We start from the raw sequence: 16,877 nt of genomic DNA, 5'->3' as shown, positions 1-16,877 counted from the left end.
CCGAGGCGTTACAGGACCTTGGAGAGGAAGGACTGCAGCCGGGGACTCTGCGGATGGCCGAAGATCTGTTCGGGCGTGCCCTCCTCCTCGATGATCCCGGCATCGGTGAAGATCACCCTGGAGGAGACCTCCCGGGCGAAGGCCATCTCGTGGGTGACCAGAATCATGGTCATGCCGCCCTCGGCCAGGGAGCGGATCACTTGAAGCACGTCGCCCACCATCTCCGGATCCAGGGCCGAGGTGGCCTCGTCGAAGAGCATGATGTCCGGGTGCATGGCCAGGGCGCGGGCGATGGCCACACGCTGCTGCTGCCCGCCTGACAGATCCGTGGGCCGCGCGTCCGCCTTCTCCTGAAGCCCTACGGTCTCCAGCAGGTCCAGGGCCTGCTGCCGGGCATCCTCCTTGGGTGTCTTGTGCAGCATATGGGGGGCCAGCATGATGTTGTCGGCCACGCTCATGTTGGGGAAGAGGTTGAAGTGCTGGAAGACCATGCCCACATGCTCGCGTAGCTTGTCGATGTTGGTCTTTGGATCGGAAATGTCGATTCCATAGACGCTGATGGTGCCCGAGGTCGGCATCTCCAGGGCGTTTATGCAGCGTAGCAGGGTGGACTTGCCCGCGCCCGATGGGCCGATGATGGAGATGACCTCGCCGGGCTTGACCTCCATGTCGATCCCCTTGAGGACCTCGGTGTCGCCGTAGCGCTTGTGCAGGTCACGGATGGATACGGCCGCCTGGGACTCTCCCTGGTTGCGGCGACTTTGGTTCTGGCGGATGCGACGGGTCAGTCGTCCGGTGTCCATGTCCGGGTCCTCGAAGTTCATCGATGCAGCCTCCTATCGAGCATATTGGCCATCCAGGTCAGGGCGCTGATGGCGACGAAGTAGATGACGCCCACCATGAACAGGGTTTCGGTCACGCGGAAGTTGGCCGCGTAGATCTGCTGGGCCTGGTAGAGCAGTTCGCCGAAGCCGATGGCCAGCAGCAGGGAGGAATCCTTGAGCATGATGACCAGCTGGTTGATGATGGAGGGCGTGGCGATTCTGACGGCCTGGGGTAGGATGACCCGGCGCAAGGCCATGCGACGGGTCAGGCCCAGGCTGCGGGCCCCCTCCATCTGCCCGACGTCCACCGAGTCGATGGCTCCGCGCACGATCTCGACAAGGTAGGCTCCGGAGTTCAGGGACAGGGTCAGTGCGCCGGCCAGCCAGATGCTGATGCGGTGGCCGATCAGCTGGGGGACGCCCAGGTAGAAGAAGAAGGCCCAGACCAGGACGGGTGTGCCCCTGAAGACCGCGACGTAGATGCGGGCAATCCAGGACAGAATCCGGTTGGGGCTGATCCGCCACAGTCCTAGGATGATACCGATGGCCAGGGCGATGACGAATGATATGGCCGTAATGGCCAGGGTGTTGCGCAGGCCCAGCATCAGGGAGGGGAATGCCTGACGGACCAGCCCGAGGAATCCTGGCCGGGATGCGGAGGCACTCTTGCTGGAATGGCTGCTGCCCACATAGGAATCGACCAGTTTTTTATAGCTGCCGTCGGCTTTCATCTTGGCCAGACCCTCGTTGAAGGCGGCCACAAACTCCTTGTTCTCGCCCTTGCGGACGGCTGCTCCATAGGAGGCGCCAGGTTCCTTCTTGGTAACGGTCTTCAGCCCATTGCCCTGGGCGATGCCGTAGGCCAGGACAGGGTAGTCATCAATGACCGCTTGTGCATTTCCTGACTTGACCATCTCATACATGGTGGAGGACTGGTCCACCGCCTTGACAGTAAAGCCGTACTGGTCTGCCCGCTGCTTGGCGAATGCCTCGCCCTCGCTGCCGGTCTTGACGGCCACCACGCTGCCCCGCAGATCCTTGTAGCTGTGGATCTGGTCGTTGTCCTTGGCGATGGCCATCTGCACGCCGGAGTCGAAATAGGGATCGGTGAAGTCGTAGACCTGCTTGCGCTGGTCGGTGATGGTCATGCCTGCTATGACCACATCGGCCTGCTGGGAATTCAAGGCCTGTAGGGCGGCGTTGAAGCCCAGGGACTGGATCTGCACTGAGAACCCCTCGATGTCGGCGATTTTGCGAATCAGATCCATGTCGATGCCGACCAGGTTCCCGGAGGAGTCCCTGAATTCGAAGGGGGCAAAGGTGGTGTCGGTGGCGACGCGGAAGGTGCGTCCGTTGACCGCCTGCGAGGCGGGGGAGTCCTGGGCCGCCTGCGCCGGCGTGGCCAAGGGAGCGACGATCAGGGCTGAGAGCCCCAGGACCAGGGCCAGCAGGCCGACGGCCCACCTGCCTGGACCCGATGTCCATCTCTGGCGAACATGCGTGGCGATCACTGGCGATTCTCCTTATTGTTCCGACCTATGCCGGTTCCGGTTTTCCAGGCGACAGACCTTGCTGCCGCCCATTGGCCTGCCTGATGATATCCAGGCTGATGACCAGTAAACTGTACACACACCGGGTTTCCGGAACCCAACTACGCGCTGGGCGATACGGCCATATGGGTTCCCAGTCTAGCGCGTTCGTCTTTCTGTTTGCGGCAGACGCTGGCCTATGCTGGTGAGGGCGGGGAGCCATAGGGGCCCCGAGGAATGAGGTAGTGCAGATGGTTGATGATCTCTTCCAGGCGGCGGATCCCCCCGAGGAGCACACCCTGCCTCTGGCTGTCCGGATGCGGCCCCGAGGCCTGGACGAGGTGGTCGGCCAGGACAAGGTCACGGCACCTGGAACCCCCTTGGAGCGGTTGGCCCGGTCGGATCCGAACAACCGTCTGACGGCTCCCAGCTCGGTCATTCTTTTCGGTCCTCCCGGGGTGGGTAAGACCACCTTGGCCTACATCGTGGCCCGACAGTCCGGGCGTCATTTCGAGGAGCTTTCGGCCGTCACCTCGGGGGTCAAGGAGGTGCGGCAGGTCCTCGCCCAGGCTCGGGAGCGGCTGGTCAGCCAGGGACAGGAGACGGTACTCTTCATTGATGAGGTGCACCGCTTTTCCAAGTCCCAGCAGGATGCCCTGCTGCCCAGCGTGGAGAACCGGGATGTGACTTTCATTGCAGCCACCACGGAGAATCCAAGTTTTTCGGTCATTGCGCCCCTGCTTTCGCGGTCCGTGGTGGTCAAGCTGGAAGCCCTGGACGACCGGGACCTGGCCACTCTGATTCACAGGGCCGTCAAAGACCAGCGGGGACTCAAGGACCAGGTACGGCTGGATCCGGATGCTTTGGACCAGATCGTGCGCTTTTCCGGGGGTGATGCCCGCCGGGCCCTGACCATCCTGGAGGCCGCGGCCGGAGCCGTCACTGAGGGCGGGCCTCGTGCCAAGGGGGCGCGTCGGCCGTTGATCAATACCAAGGTGGTCTCTTCGGTCATGGACGTGGCCGCTGTCCGCTATGACAAGAAGGGCGACGATCATTACGACGTGGCCTCGGCCTTCATCAAATCCATGCGGGGGTCCGACGTGGATGCGGCCCTGCATTATCTGGCTCGGATGATCCGGGCTGGCGAGGATCCGCGCTTCATCGCCCGACGGATCATGATCGCCTCCGCCGAGGAGGTGGGTATGGCCTCTCCGGAGGTGCTGGAGATCACGGTCGCGGCTGCCCAGGCCGTGGCCATGGTGGGTATGCCAGAGGCACGTCTGATCCTGGCCGAGGCAGTCATCGCCGTGGCCACCGCACCCAAGTCCAACGCCTCCTACTTGGCCATCGACCAGGCCTTGGAAGACGTGGATGCCGGGCATATCGGCCAGGTTCCCCTGCATCTGCGCAACGCTCCCACCAAGCTGATGAAGGCCTGGGGCAACCATGAGGGCTATCAGTATGCCCACGATGCGCCGGATGCAGTGGCTCCGCAGCAGTATATGCCGGACGAACTGGTCGGACGACGCTACTACCACCCCAATGACCGAGGCTATGAGCGCCAGCTGGGCCCCCGACTGGAGGCCATCAGGGCCATCCTTGACAGGGCTGCCGGGCCGGAGGGAAACGCCGGGTCTGGGCAATGACCGTCCAGACTCCTATACTGGGCACCCAATAGACGTTGAGCAGCCACACAATGACCGAAACGCCGCAGGGTCCAGGCCTTCCATATTGACGGTCGCCACGCTCCCACAAGGAGCCTGTCGCTGTCGGCGGGTCTGGCATGGAAGCATGGGGTCCGTCTCATGCACGGGCGCGAGGGTGACGATGTCGACAGCGGTCATTGACAATGCAGACATATCCGAACAATCGAAGGGCCTCGGCGTGGCCGAGGACGACCTGGCGGTCCGCGAGATTACCCGGCGAGTAGACAATGCTCGTGAATCGGCTACTTTTTATAAGATTGTGGCCCTGGTGGCCGCGGGAATGCTCATGGACAGCATCGATGTCTATGTGGGCAGCGCAGTAGCCAGTTCGGCCTTGAGCACCGGATGGTCCACGGTCGCCCAGAACTCCCTATTCCTGTCGGCCGGCTTCCTGGGGCTCCTGGTGGGTTCGCTGCTGGCCGGGTTCATCGGAGACCTGCGGGGGCGCAGGACCGCCTATCAGATCAACCTGCTGCTCTTCGGAGGCTTTACCCTGCTGGGTGCTCTGGCACCGAACATGGCCGTCCTTTCGGTCTGCCGTCTAGGGGCCGGTCTGGGGCTGGGCGCCGAGATTGTCACCGGCTTCTCCATGGTCAACGAATTCGCTCCCATCAAGCACCGCGGCCGCTGGAGCGCCATCGTCTCGCTGGTGGCCAACACCGGAGTGCCCCTGGCCATGCTCCTGTGCGCTTGGATCATTCCGCGCTGGTCATGGAGGCCGCTCTTTGTCGGCATTGGTCTGGCAGCTGCGCTGATCTGGTATCTACGGCGCGACATCCCTGAGTCCCCTCGCTGGCTGGCCCTGCACGGACGGATGGACGAGGCCATCAGGGTGGTTGAGCTTTTGGAGGCCGATAATGGTCGGGAACGGACAGGCTCCGGTTCTGGCGACGACTCTGCCATCGCTGGGAAGAACGAGGGCCTTGGTGCACCTGCCAAGGCTTCGGGCAGCATTGTCCGCGGCCTGGTTGTGGCTACTGTGGCAGTCTCGGCCACCAACGTCTGCTCCTATGCTTTCACCTCCTGGGTGCCCACCATCCTGCTCAAGCGGGGCATAAATCTGAGCGGATCCCTGTGGATCAGCACACTGATGATGCTGGGAGCACCTCTGGGTTGCCTGATTGGATCCCTGCTTCTGGACCGAATCGGCCGCAAGCGGATCATCGTCACGGCCTTCCTGCTGACGGCGGTCTTCGGTCTGCTCTACGCCGCGCAGACCAGCCAGGTCACGGCCGTTCTGGTAGGCATCCTGCTCATGGCCAGTCTCTACGTCCTCATGTCTTCGGTGGTGGCGGTTTACGCGCCCGAGCTCTTCCCGACCACGGTCCGTTTCCGTTGCGTAGGCATCGCCAATGCCGTCGCCAAGCTCTGCAATGTGCTCATGCCCGTGCTGATTGGGGCCATGCTCAGCCAGTGGGGGAGCACCTCAATCTTTGTCACCATCAGCCTGGTGGCCCTGGCCTCCATGCTGGTTGTGGGCCTGATGGGCTGGGAGACGTCAGGCCGCTCGGTGGGCTGATAGGAACGAACCCAAGGGCGTAATGAGTCCGGGAAGTAAAAGGCCTGGCATGAGCCTGGTGCCGTCGAGGGGCGGCCAGGTAATCAGCCAGGTCCTTTTCTCACTATGGGTCCTTTGTCGGTTAAGAGGAATCAGAGCTGATTGGCCAGCAACCGGTTGTAGACGCAACGTAGCTCGGTTTGGAAAGTCTCGGGGTCGATGTCGGGATTCTGCTTGAACAGGTCGATCCACCAGTTGTTGACCGACCTGATTCTCTTGCGAGCTATGTCTGCGCCCGACCTGGTCAGTGCGATGATATTGACCCGATGATCGGCTGGATTCTGTTCACGGCTGACCAGGCCCTGGGCCTTCAAAGCCTTCAGATCCCGGGCCAGCAGACTGGGATCTACACACAGGTCCCGGGCTATCTGGCGCTGGCTAAGGCCTGGATGATCATAGAGGTATACAATCAGATCACCCTGGGTGCCCCGTAAGGTGGGGTCACCTGTGTACCGGCTGGCATCGTTGCGTGCATGCCGGTAGATTCCGGCTATGCAGCTGCTCAGGTTGTGGTAGTGGCTCTTCTTCAACATCGTTGCTGCCCCCTAGCTGGTAAGGAAGATCAAAGAGGTCTGCGGGCATGGTTGACCCGATGACCGCATGGACCCCTTCGGCGCCGTTCCCCCTCCAGGCCTATTTCCGGCAACTCCCTAGCCTCGGCCCAGCACGGACGACGCATTTTTCATCATATCAATACCGTCGACACCATAGGTATCGTCCACGATTCGTGCTTGGGCTGGCCGCATCAAGATTGCTGGGAATCTGCTTCTGCTCGATGCCCGTATCTGCCGATCATCCAGAAATATTTGTCTACCACAGGCTCGTTGGATAAAAGGAATTGCATTTTTTGCCCGGCCAAGCAGGTCTGCATCCGGCGGGTAAGAGTCGGCCGTGGTCGGGGACTATCACCGTCATTGCTCCACGGTATGCTAAGTTGTTACCTTTTCGCGACGGGATCTCGAAAGGACTGGCATGCGGGTACTGGACTTCGACGGCACCATCTACGATGGCGAGAGCCTGCTTGACTTTTACCTGTTCACTGTTCGCAAGGATCCGAGGGTCTTGCACTACCTGCCGGTCGCCCTCTTCTATGCCGTCCGCTACCGCCTGGGCAGAGTCACCCTGGAGCAGTTGGACTCGGCCATGCGTCGGGTGGGCTCGCGTTACCTGCGTCGGCTGACCTCGCGTCCCGGATTTGACATGAATCGCCTGGTCAGCCAGTTCTGGGATGCCAACATGCACAAAATCATGGATTGGTACACCCCCCAGGACGACGACGTGGTGGTGACCGCCTCCTTCGATCTGGTGGCTGGGGAAGCCTGCCGTCGACTGGGCATCACCCGTTGCATCGGTTCCACCTTGGATTTGGAGTCCCTGACCGTGGGCTACCTCAACTTCGGACCCGACAAGCCCCTTAACTTTCAGCGAATCCTGGGCGAGGGGACTGCGGTTGACGCCTTCTATACCGATTCGGCCTTCGACCTGCCCATGATCGATCTTGCCCGGCGAGCCTACCTGGTCGAGCATGGCCGGGTTCGCCGCATCAAATAGGCAGGCCACCATGGCTTTTATCAGTCAGTTCATGATTCGAAGGGGAAGACCAATCCCCACCGGCGGCGCAGGGAGTCCATGAGCTCCATGATGCGCAACGTATCCTTGTGGGGCATCTGGGCACACTCGGTCTTGCCATCCAGGATGGCCTGAGCGGCGCTGGCCACCTCGTACTCATACCCGGTCAACTGGTCGGGGATGGGGTAACTCTTCCTCAATTTATGGTCCCCGTCGTACAGGTCGATTGACTCCACGTTGTTGATGTTGGCGCACTGTAGGTAACCCTGGTCTCCCCAGATGCTGCCGGCCCGGTCGCTGACCGAGACCATGGAGCTGGTCGCCGCGCCCATGGACCCATCCTGGTAGAAAATGGTCGTGGTGTTCTGGCTGTCCACGCCCTCCGGGCTGCGGACCCAATCCGTGCAGACCCGTCCAATGGGCTTGGGGCCCATGACCATGTCGATGAAGTTGAGAGGGTAGACGCCCACATCGAGCAGGGCGCCGCCGGCCAGGGCCGGATCGGTCATTCTGGCCTTGCCGACGGTCACATAGCCCAGGTTGGCGGTCACGGTCCTGACGGTGCCGATTTCCCCTGTGGAGACGATGTCGTCGATGATGGAGCGCGAGGGCATGTACCTGGTCCAGATGGCCTCGGTGCAGAGCAGGCCGGTGCTCTCGGATGTCTCTATGACCCGCTTGGCCTGATCGGCGTTGGCTGTGAAGGATTTCTCGACCAGCACGTTCTTTCCGGCCTTCATGCAGGCGATGGCCTGCTCGGCGTGGAGGCTGTGAGGTGTGGCGATGTAGACCAGATCCACTTGCGGATCATCCAGGAGTTCCTGGTAGGAGCCATAGGAATGCCGGAATCCATATTTTTTGGCGAAGGCGGCTGCGCGATCACCATCCCTGGCGGCCACAGCGTAGGGGGCCACCAGATGGCTATACCGTTGGTCCCCAGCCATCATGACCACCGTCTTGGCCAAGGCGTTGGCTATCCTTCCGGCGCCGAGGATGGCGAAGTTGATTCGCATGTCCTTCTGCTCAGCTTCTTGCCGTTTGCCGTTCAATCTGCTCATTCTTGACTCCTTCGTTCGAATCGCCATCTGCTGTGATGGCCTCATACAATTTCTGTAGTGTTTCCTGGGCGTGGCGGGCATCCAGCTGGCACTCCCAGACTGTGAAGACCCGCCATCCCATGGCTTTCAGCTTCTTGCCCTGCTCCTGATCCCGCAGACGGTTTCTTGTCAGCTTCGTAGTCCAAAACTCCACATTGGATTTGGGAAGGGAGAATTTGGCACAGCCCTGATGCATGTGCCAGAAACAGCCGTTGACGAATACCATGGCCCGCCACTTGGGCAGAACCACATCAGGATGGCCCGGATACCTCTTGTCATTTTTGCGAAAACGCAGACCTCGCGAAAAGAGGTAGGACCGGACCTGGCGTTCTATTGATGTCTCCGTGCCCCTGATCCGGGACATGGTGTAGCTGCGTGTGCCGGGCTGGAATCTGCTGGGTGTCTTTTTCGAAACCATCCCCGGCACGGCTCAGAGGACTTCGACGCTGTTGATGAAGACCGGCTCGAGGGGACGGTCGCCCGGGTCGGTGGCCACGGCATCCAGCTTGTCGACCACATTCCGTGAATCCTCGTCGGCGACCTGGCCGAAGATGGTGTGATGCCCATTCAGCCAGGGGGTGGGCACGGTGGTGATGAAGAACTGCGATCCGTTGGTGCCGTGGGTCTTTCCGGTGGCGGGGTCCCGGCGCAGCCCTGCATTGGCCATGGCCAGCTTGTAGGGTTCCTCGAAGGTCAGGGAGGGGTCGATCTCATCGTCGAACTCGTAGCCTGGGCCGCCTGTGCCGGTGCCCAGCGGGCAGCCGCCCTGGATCATGAAGTCCTTGATGATCCGGTGGAAGGTCAGCCCGTCATAGAAAGGATCCTGACGCTTCCGGCCCGTCTCGGGATCGGTCCATTCCTTGCGGCCGGCGGCCAGATCCAGGAAGTTGGCTACGGTTTCAGGGGCCTTGTCGTCAAAGAGGTCCAGACGAATGTCGCCTTCTGAGGTATGCATGATGACTGTACTCATATCCCAATCCTTTCATAAGACGGCGACGCGCACCGAGGATCCGAAGGGCATTAGGGCCAGGCGGGCCATCTTGAAGGCCTGCAGGCCGAAGGGTATGCCAACCACGGTCAGCATGGTGACCAGCCCGGCCGCCAGATAGGCCAGAGCAAGCCACCAGCCACCCAGGATGATCCAAAGCAGGTTCGCCAGCCAGGATCCCAGCCCGCCTCCATAGATGACCTGTCGGCCGAATGGGGTCAGGGTGAGTCTGGCCATCTTGAAGGCCTGGACCCCCAGGGGGATACCCACCACCGTCAGACAGAGCACGATGCCGACCAGGGTCCATGCCAGGGCGATGGCCAGTCCCCCCAGCAGCAGCCAGCAGATATTGCCGATTAGGCGCATGTAGGTCCTTCCGTCAGGGTTGCGGTGACGGCCTTGGCGCAGGCGGCCACCTTCTCGATGATGAGAGTCAGTCGTTCCTGCCGCTGCCCGGGTGCAAGCTGCTGATCCAGTGCATCGATCAGTCGCATGCCGGATTGGACGATGCCACGCGTCACTTCCACGCCCATGGCAGGATCAGCTGGCCGTAAGGCTGTCCATGCCTGGATCAGCGGCTGGTTGACCTGCCGGTGGAAGTGCAGCAGGGCTTGGGCCTGCCGGTCCGTGGACCGATCGCTCCTTGGGACGGGCTCCTGGGGATTGGAGGGACTGCCATAGATCAGGGTCTGGCGTAACTGCTCATCGTGCTGCTCGGCATAGAGGTTCATCAGCCATCCGTGTCCGTGCAGTCCGGCTTGTTCCAGATTGGTGCGAGTCCAGACCTCGACCGTCCGGCGCGGGTCGTCCGTCTGATCCAGGGCCTGCTCCAGGGCCTGGCCCCAGTCCGGCAGATGCCGTTCCATGACCATGTCGCAGAGCTGGTCGGTATCCCGGGCATAGCGGTAGAGGGAGTTCCGGGCCAGATTGGTGCGTCGGGCCACTTCGGCCATGGTCAGTTGGCCTCGTCCGCCGGTGCGCAGGATGGCCTCGGCTGCGGCGATGATCTGGTCCAGGGTTTTGGCGCGGTGTTCCTGGAGCGTGGATTCGCGAATCCTGGGCATGGTCCTCCTTGGTCCGGTCTGCTGGGTGCAGCGATTGTGAATCGAGCTCGGCCGGTCTTTGGGCATATGATATGGCCTATTCGCAGTAGAGCCAAGCTGCCAAGGTATCTTCAGCCTGCGGCTTGTCCGCGCTGAGTGAACTTGCCAGACAGGTTTTCGCGACGTATAGTCGCAAAAAATCGCAGACCATGATGAGGGGAGATCTGATGACCGGATCGGCAAGCATGGGCTTGAAGAAGGGCAGCCAAGAGTCTCAGGAGACGGCACCGCCCTGGCGCGCCCTCTGGGTGTTGGCCCTGGGGCTGGCCATGATTGTGCTGGATTCATCCATCGTCAACGTCTCCATTCCATCCATCATCGCTGCCATCCACATCAATCTTGCTCAAGCCCAGTGGGTGACCGCCCTCTACAGCATCGTCCTGGCGGCCCTGCTCCTGCCTTCCGGTCGGTTGGGGGACATGATAGGCCGCAAGCGGATTCTGCAGGTGGGCACGGTCATCTTTGTGCTGGGTTCCGTCTTCGCCGCATCGGCCTCCTCTGGCACACTGCTGCTCCTGGCCCGGCTCGTTCAGGGAATCGGTGGCTCCCTGGTCATGCCATCGACCCTGTCTACCGTGTCCGCCACCTTCCGGGGTCGCCATCGGGCTACCGCATTCGGCATCTGGGGGGCCGTCATGTCATCCGCCGCAGCGGTCGGCCCCTTCCTGGGCGGGGTTTTCACCAGTACCATCGGATGGCGGTGGATTTTCCTGGTCAATCTGCCCCTGGGACTGATCGTTCTCGTGGCCAGTGCAGTCTTTGTGCCCGAGACCAAGTCATCGCCCCGACAGAGTGGCGACCGGTGGGGGATGCTTGCCGACTGGAAGGGCATACTCCTTTCGGCCCTGGGATCGGCCCTGGTGGTCTTTGCGCTGATAGAGGGGCAGACCTACGGCTGGTGGCATCCCCGTGCCGCACTTGAACTGGGCCCGTTGCACTGGTCCGCATCGGCGCCTCTGTCGCCGGTTCCGGTCAGTCTGGTTCTGGGGCTGGCCCTGCTGGCTGCATTTGCTCTGACCGAGCTGGCCAGGGCAGGTAGGGGCAAGATGGTTATCCTGGACGTATCCATGTTCGCCATCGGCACCTTTGGATGGGGCAACCTCACGGCCGCCATCGTCAACGCCGGTCAGTTCGCGGTCATGTTCATCCTGCCCCTCTATCTGATCAACGCCAGAGGCTTGAGCCCCTTGGGGGCTGGATCCATCCTGGGTGTCATGGCCCTGGGATCAGTTGTTTCGGGGGGTCTGGCACGGGTGGTCTCAGCCCGTCTGGGAGCCGGCGGCACTGTGCAGACGGGCCTGCTGATGGAAATCATCGGCGTGGCACTGTCCATTCTGCTCATGCGCGGGTCTGTGCCGGTCTGGCCCATGACTTTGACTCTGATCATCTACGGTGCCGGCCTGGGCTTTGCCTCGGCACAGCTGACCAGTCTGGTGCTCTCCGGTGTTCCGGTGGCCCAATCCGGCCAGGCTTCGGCCACCCAGTCCACCATCCGTCAGTGGGGGACCGCCTTGGGTGCTGCAGTCTCCGGTTCCGCCCTCTCCTTGGCTCTGAGCCTGGTGCTGCCAAGCCATCTGAGGGCTCTCAAGGGGGTCTCGGCGCAGATGGCCGATGGTCTGGTCAGATCGGTTCAGTCCTCTGCCGGCAACGCCATCGTTGGCATGCGGGCCCAGGGCACCGGGGGTCGACTGGGAGCCTTGGGCCCCCAGGTGACCAACGCCCTGACTGAGGGATTTACCCAAGGCGCCCAGTGGGCCATGGGCTTCGCAGTCCTGCTGCTTCTCCTGGGGCTGGTCGCCTCCGTGCTGGTGCGCCGGGCCGCCCGCAAGGCTGGCGCCGATAAGGTCTGAGGCATTCGCAAACCCGCTTTATTCGTAGCGGTCTCCCCTCGGGACTGACTGCTCGTCGGCCGGCCGCGGCTCGGTTTAGAATCATGGGTATGGGCATACAAGAGGAACAGCCGCAGCGGGATGGCGATCTGCTGGTGGCTCTGGCTCAGATCGACACCTGTGTGGGCGATCTTGACGGCAACGCCGACATTATTATGGACTACTCGCGAAAGGCAGCTGGGCAGGGGGCGACCCTGGTGGTCTTTCCCGAGATGAGCCTGACCGGTTATCCGATCGAGGATCTGGCATTTCGTGCCAGCTTTCGTCGGGCCGCCTGGTCTCGGGCCGACCGGCTGGCCGGGGAGCTGAAGGAACAAGGTCTGGGCCATCTGTATGTGATCGTGGGGACCGTGGGCACCGATACGGATCAGGACAGGCCCCGCAACCGGCTGGTGGTCCTGCACCAGGGTCGGGTCGAAGCCGGCTACGACAAGCACTTCCTGCCCAACTACGGTGTTTTTGACGAGTACAGGATTTTCACCCCCGGGGATAGAACCGTGGTTCTGGAGGTGCAGGGGCACCGGATTGGGCTGGCCATCTGCGAGGACATCTGGCAGGAGGGCAATCCCCTCAGCGACCTGGCTGCCCGGGACATCGACCTCTTGGTGACCATCAATGGCTCCCCCTACGAGGAAGGTAAGGGGCATGTCCGTTACGAGCTGGCGGCTCGCCGGGCCAAACAGGTCGGCGCGCCCCTGCTCTATCTGAATCAGGTGGGCGGGCAGGATGATCTGGTTTTTGACGGTGGCAGTTTCGTGGTGGACCAGGATGGCACCCTGTTGGAGCGCTCGCCCAGATTCGTCCAGGATCTGTCCATGTGGACCCTGCCTGCAAAAGGGGAACGCCCACTGCCAAGCCAGTCCTGCATGGTGGAAGAGATGCCTGGGGACGAGGAGGTCTATCGGGCCTGTGTGCTGGGTCTAAAGGACTATATGGTCAAGAACCACTTCACGGGTGTCTGTCTGGGACTCTCAGGTGGAATCGACTCGGCCCTGGTGGCCACCATGGCCGCGGATGCCTGCGGAGGGGAGCATGTGCGCGGCATCTCCATGCCCAGCCGCTACTCCTCGGAAGGCTCCCGGGATGATGCTGCCGACCTGGCTCAGCGTCTGGGCGTGCGTTACGTGGTCCAAGCCATAGGACCGGAATTCGATGCCTTCCAAGGGCAGCTGCACCTGGAAGGGGTGGCTGAAGAGAACCTGCAGGCTCGGATACGTGGCGTCATCGTCATGGCCTACGCCAATGCCGAGGGGCTTCTGGCACTGGCCACAGGCAACAAGTCCGAGCTGGCCTGCGGCTATTCGACTATCTATGGCGATGCGGTCGGCGGCTACGCGCCCATCAAGGATCTGCTCAAGACCCGGGTCTGGCAGCTGGCCCGCTGGCGCAACGCCCAGGCTCAGGCAAAGGGTGAACGTGAGCCCATTCCGACCAATTCCATCGTCAAGCCGCCTTCGGCCGAGCTACGCCAAGGGCAGAAGGACTCTGATTCCCTGCCAGACTACAGCCTGCTTGACAAGGTTCTGGAGGCATACATCGAGCATGCGCATGGTCGGGCCGACCTTCTGACCGACGGCTTCGATCCTGATACGGTCGATACGGTCATGCGATTGGTTGATCGGGCCGAGTGGAAGCGGCGCCAGTACCCGCTGGGCCCCAAAGTCACCTCCCTAGCCTTCGGCCGTGACCGCCGGCTGCCCGTCACCAACGCCTTCAAGGAGTGATGGCCATGGGTTCCCAAGAGGAGCGAACGGCCTGGTACTTCAACACCGTCACCGGCAAACCCGAGCAGGGCAAGCTGTCTCCGCAGGACAGGCGGATGGGCCCCTATCGCAGCAGGCAGGAGGCCCTCGATGCCTGGAAGATCGCCAAACGCCGGAACAAGGAATGGGATGAAGAGGACCGACGCTGGCGGCAGGCCTGGGAGGGTGATCCTGGACAGGGACAATCATCAGCTGATAGATGAAGCTACCGCAGGATTGCTCGATAGTCTTGGCGAGCCAGTTGACCACACAGTCAGAACGGCTCGGGGCTCAGGCGGTGTGCTGGGCGCACTCGTAGGATATGGGCGTGGCGCCCATTGCGAGTCTTCATGCAGTGTGATATAGCTCACGTCACGATTCGGTTTCCCGTGGTAATGCGCACCCTATACTTGAAAGTGACAGTGGTGTGAGGAAGCGCCATTGACCATATCAACAAGGAGTTGACTATGACAGCAGTTGAGACCAACACCGTCTCTCCCGCAGAGCTGCAAGCCAAGGCTTGGAAGGGCTTCAAGGGCGAGGACTGGAAGAAAGACATCGACGTTCGTGACTTCATCCAAAAGAACTACACGCCGTACACCGGTGACGAATCCTTCCTGGAACCGGCCACCGAGAAGACCAAGTTCCTGTGGAATTACCTGGATGACAATTTCCTTGCCGTAGAGCGCAAGCAGCGCGTTTACGACGTGGATACCCACACCCCGGCGGGCATTGACGCCTTCCCAGCCGGATACATCGACGGCAAGCCTGCCGGCGAGACTCAAGACGACGTGATCGTCGGCATGCAGACCGACGTTCCCTGCAAGCGTGCGATGATGCCCTACGGCGGCTGGCGCATGGTTGAGCAGGCCCTCAAGGAGGCTGGCAAGGAGCCCGACCCCGAGGTCAAGAAGATCTTCACCCGGTATCGCAAGACCCATAACGATGGCGTCTTCGACGTTTACACCAAGAGGATCAAGCTGGCCCGCCACAACAAGATTCTGACCGGTCTGCCCGATGCTTACGGCCGTGGCCGCATCATTGGCGACTACCGTCGTGTGGCCCTCTACGGCATTGATGAGCTGATTGCCCGCAAGAAGGCCGACAAGGATTCGATTCCTTACCGTAACGACTTCACCGAGGAAGAGATCGAGCATTGGATCCGCTTCCGCGAGGAACATGCCGAGCAGATCAAGGCTCTGAAGCAGCTGCTTACCCTGGGTAAGGAGTACGGCCTGGATCTGAGCCGTCCCGCCATGAACGCCAAGGAAGCTGTCCAGTGGACCTACATGGCCTACCTGGCCTCGGTCAAGAGCCAGGACGGCGCCGCCATGTCCATCGGCCGTCTGTCCGCCTTCTTCGATGTCTACTTCGAGCGTGATCTGGCTGCTGGCCTGATCGACGAGACAGATGCCCAGGAGATCATCGACAACATCGTGATGAAGCTTCGCATCGTGCGCTTCCTGCGGACCAAGGACTACGACAACATCTTCTCGGGCGACCCCTACTGGGCCACCTGGTCCGACGCTGGTTTCGGCGACGACGGCAGGCCCCTGGTCACCAAGACCTCCTTCCGTCTTCTGGCAACTCTGACTCTGGAGCACCTTGGACCCGGCCCCGAGCCCAACATCACCATCTTCTGGGATCCGAAGCTGCCCGAGGGCTACAAGCGCTTCTGCGCCCGTATCTCCATCGACACCTCCGCCATCCAGTACGAGTCCGACAAGGACATTCGTGCCCACTGGGGTGATGACGCAGCCATCGCCTGCTGCGTGTCCCCCATGAGGGTCGGCAAGCAGATGCAGTTCTTCGGCGCCCGTGTCAACTCCGCCAAGGCTCTGCTCTACGCCATGAACGGCGGCCGTGACGAGATGACCGGCATGCAGGTCATCGACAAGGACGTAATCAAGCCTGTCACCCCCAAGGAAGACGGTTCTCTGGACTTCCAGGAGGTCAAGGACAACTACGAGAAGGCCCTGCAGTGGCTGAGCGAGACCTACGTCGAGGCTCTGAACATCATCCACTACATGCACGATAAGTACGACTACGAGTCCATTGAGATGGCCCTGCACGACAAGGAGGTCTACCGCACACTTGGTTGCGGCATGTCCGGCCTGTCCATCGCCGCTGACTCCCTGTCGGCCATCAAGTACGCCAAGGTCTACCCGATCTACAACAAGGATGCCAAGGGCACTCCTGAGTATGTCGAGGGCGCTGACGACGACCTGATCGTCAACTACAAGACCGTCGGCGAGTTCCCGATCTACGGCAACGACGACGATCGCGCCGACGATCTGGCCAAGTGGACCGTGTCCACCGTCATGGGCCAGATCAAGCGTCTGCCCGTCTACCGTGGCGCTGTGCCGACCCAGTCCATCCTGACCATCACCTCCAACGTGGAGTATGGCAAGAACACCGGGTCCTTCCCCTCCGGCCACAAGAAGGGCACCCCGTATGCTCCCGGCGCCAACCCCGAGAACGGCATGGATTCGCACGGCATGCTGCCCTCCATGTTCTCCGTGGGCAAGATTGACTACGACGACGCCCTGGACGGCATCTCGCTGACCAATACGATCACCCCTGACGGCCTGGGCCGCGACGAGGATGAGCGCATCAACAACCTGGTGGGCATCCTGGATGCCGGCAACGGCCACGGGCTCTACCACGCCAACATCAACGTCCTGCGTAAGGAGCAGCTGGAGGATGCCGTCGAGCACCCCGAGAAGTACCCGCACCTGACCGTGCGCGTCTCGGGTTACGCCGTCAACTTCGTCAAGCTGACCCGCGAGCAGCAGCTCGACGTGATTTCCCGCACCTTCCACCAGGGCGCGGTGACCGACTGATCGCACTTGTGCGATAGTCAACCGTTAAT

At 61.7% G+C, this 16,877-nt stretch carries 15 protein-coding genes; 7 read left to right on the top strand and 8 right to left on the bottom strand.

The features are described from left to right. Window positions 1-8: 8 nt before the first annotated feature. Together ACUIAF_RS03015 and ACUIAF_RS03010 are read right to left on the bottom strand one after the other, a co-directional pair. Complete coding sequence (locus ACUIAF_RS03015) at window positions 9-824, bottom strand: amino acid ABC transporter ATP-binding protein (protein ID WP_232348505.1); 816 nt, start codon at window positions 822-824, stop codon at window positions 9-11. Then, window positions 821-2,335, bottom strand: a complete 1,515-nt coding sequence (locus ACUIAF_RS03010; RefSeq protein WP_198216557.1) for an amino acid ABC transporter substrate-binding protein/permease — start codon at window positions 2,333-2,335, stop codon at window positions 821-823. The genes ACUIAF_RS03015 and ACUIAF_RS03010 overlap by 4 nt, the downstream gene beginning before the upstream one ends. Window positions 2,336-2,604: 269 nt before the next feature. On the opposite strand from ACUIAF_RS03010, the gene ACUIAF_RS03005 reads away from it, so the two are divergent. Both ACUIAF_RS03005 and ACUIAF_RS03000 read left to right on the top strand, forming a co-directional pair. Continuing rightward, entirely contained in the window at window positions 2,605-3,999 is a 1,395-nt protein-coding gene (locus ACUIAF_RS03005) for a replication-associated recombination protein A (protein ID WP_445338968.1), read from the top strand. A 181-nt stretch (window positions 4,000-4,180) separates the two neighbouring features. Then, window positions 4,181-5,578 carry an MFS transporter gene (locus ACUIAF_RS03000; protein ID WP_110417055.1) on the top strand — a complete coding sequence of 466 codons (1,398 nt, stop codon included), beginning with the start codon at window positions 4,181-4,183 and terminating at the stop codon, window positions 5,576-5,578. A gap of 131 nt (window positions 5,579-5,709) precedes the next feature. Here the strand turns inward: ACUIAF_RS03000 and ACUIAF_RS02995 are convergent, their stop codons facing one another. Continuing rightward, on the bottom strand, window positions 5,710-6,150 hold the full coding sequence (locus tag ACUIAF_RS02995; RefSeq protein WP_015021689.1) for a MarR family winged helix-turn-helix transcriptional regulator: 441 nt from the start codon (window positions 6,148-6,150) through the stop codon (window positions 5,710-5,712). 439 nt (window positions 6,151-6,589) lie between these two features. Here ACUIAF_RS02995 and ACUIAF_RS02990 point away from each other — a divergent pair, with 439 nt between their 5' ends. Beyond that, a complete protein-coding gene (locus ACUIAF_RS02990; protein WP_198203877.1) occupies window positions 6,590-7,168 on the top strand; it encodes a haloacid dehalogenase-like hydrolase in 579 nt (192 codons plus the stop codon). Between the two features lie 29 nt (window positions 7,169-7,197). On the opposite strand, the gene ACUIAF_RS02985 is transcribed toward ACUIAF_RS02990, so the two are convergent. From ACUIAF_RS02985 to ACUIAF_RS02965, 5 genes are read right to left on the bottom strand one after another with little or no spacing between them, the layout of a single operon-like run. Next, window positions 7,198-8,244 carry a Gfo/Idh/MocA family protein gene (locus ACUIAF_RS02985; protein WP_445338967.1) on the bottom strand — a complete coding sequence of 349 codons (1,047 nt, stop codon included), beginning with the start codon at window positions 8,242-8,244 and terminating at the stop codon, window positions 7,198-7,200. Next, a complete protein-coding gene (locus tag ACUIAF_RS02980) occupies window positions 8,210-8,701 on the bottom strand; it encodes a very short patch repair endonuclease (protein WP_445338966.1) in 492 nt (163 codons plus the stop codon). Before ACUIAF_RS02980 ends, ACUIAF_RS02985 begins: the two co-directional genes overlap by 35 nt. Window positions 8,702-8,713: 12 nt before the next feature. Next, window positions 8,714-9,253 carry a peptidylprolyl isomerase gene (locus ACUIAF_RS02975; RefSeq protein ID WP_015021693.1) on the bottom strand — a complete coding sequence of 180 codons (540 nt, stop codon included), beginning with the start codon at window positions 9,251-9,253 and terminating at the stop codon, window positions 8,714-8,716. A 12-nt stretch (window positions 9,254-9,265) separates the two neighbouring features. Next, window positions 9,266-9,637 (bottom strand): YccF domain-containing protein, encoded by a 372-nt coding sequence (locus tag ACUIAF_RS02970; protein WP_015021694.1) that lies wholly within the window; start codon window positions 9,635-9,637, stop codon window positions 9,266-9,268. Then, entirely contained in the window at window positions 9,628-10,335 is a 708-nt protein-coding gene (locus ACUIAF_RS02965; RefSeq protein WP_445338965.1) for a TetR/AcrR family transcriptional regulator, read from the bottom strand. The genes ACUIAF_RS02970 and ACUIAF_RS02965 overlap by 10 nt, the downstream gene beginning before the upstream one ends. 206 nt (window positions 10,336-10,541) lie before the next feature. Between ACUIAF_RS02965 and ACUIAF_RS02960 the strand changes: the two genes are divergently transcribed. The 4 genes from ACUIAF_RS02960 (at window position 10,542) to pflB (ending at window position 16,848) form a co-directional block, all read left to right on the top strand. Further along, complete coding sequence (locus ACUIAF_RS02960; protein WP_445338964.1) at window positions 10,542-12,224, top strand: MFS transporter; 1,683 nt, start codon at window positions 10,542-10,544, stop codon at window positions 12,222-12,224. A gap of 83 nt (window positions 12,225-12,307) precedes the next feature. Then, window positions 12,308-13,987, top strand: coding sequence for an NAD+ synthase (locus ACUIAF_RS02955; protein WP_445338963.1), 1,680 nt, complete (start codon window positions 12,308-12,310; stop codon window positions 13,985-13,987). Further along, window positions 13,987-14,229: a hypothetical protein gene (locus ACUIAF_RS02950; protein WP_227028609.1), complete on the top strand. Its 243-nt coding sequence runs from the start codon at window positions 13,987-13,989 to the stop codon at window positions 14,227-14,229. Before ACUIAF_RS02955 ends, ACUIAF_RS02950 begins: the two co-directional genes overlap by 1 nt. Before the next feature lie 243 nt (window positions 14,230-14,472). Then, entirely contained in the window at window positions 14,473-16,848 is a 2,376-nt protein-coding gene (gene pflB, locus ACUIAF_RS02945) for a formate C-acetyltransferase (protein WP_198203883.1), read from the top strand. The last annotated feature ends 29 nt before the right edge of the window (window positions 16,849-16,877 follow it).

The sequence above is a fragment of the Bifidobacterium sp. ESL0822 genome, assembly GCF_052606675.1.
The sequence above is the reverse complement of the archived record's forward strand: the minus strand, read 5'-3'. Positions and strand labels throughout refer to the sequence as shown.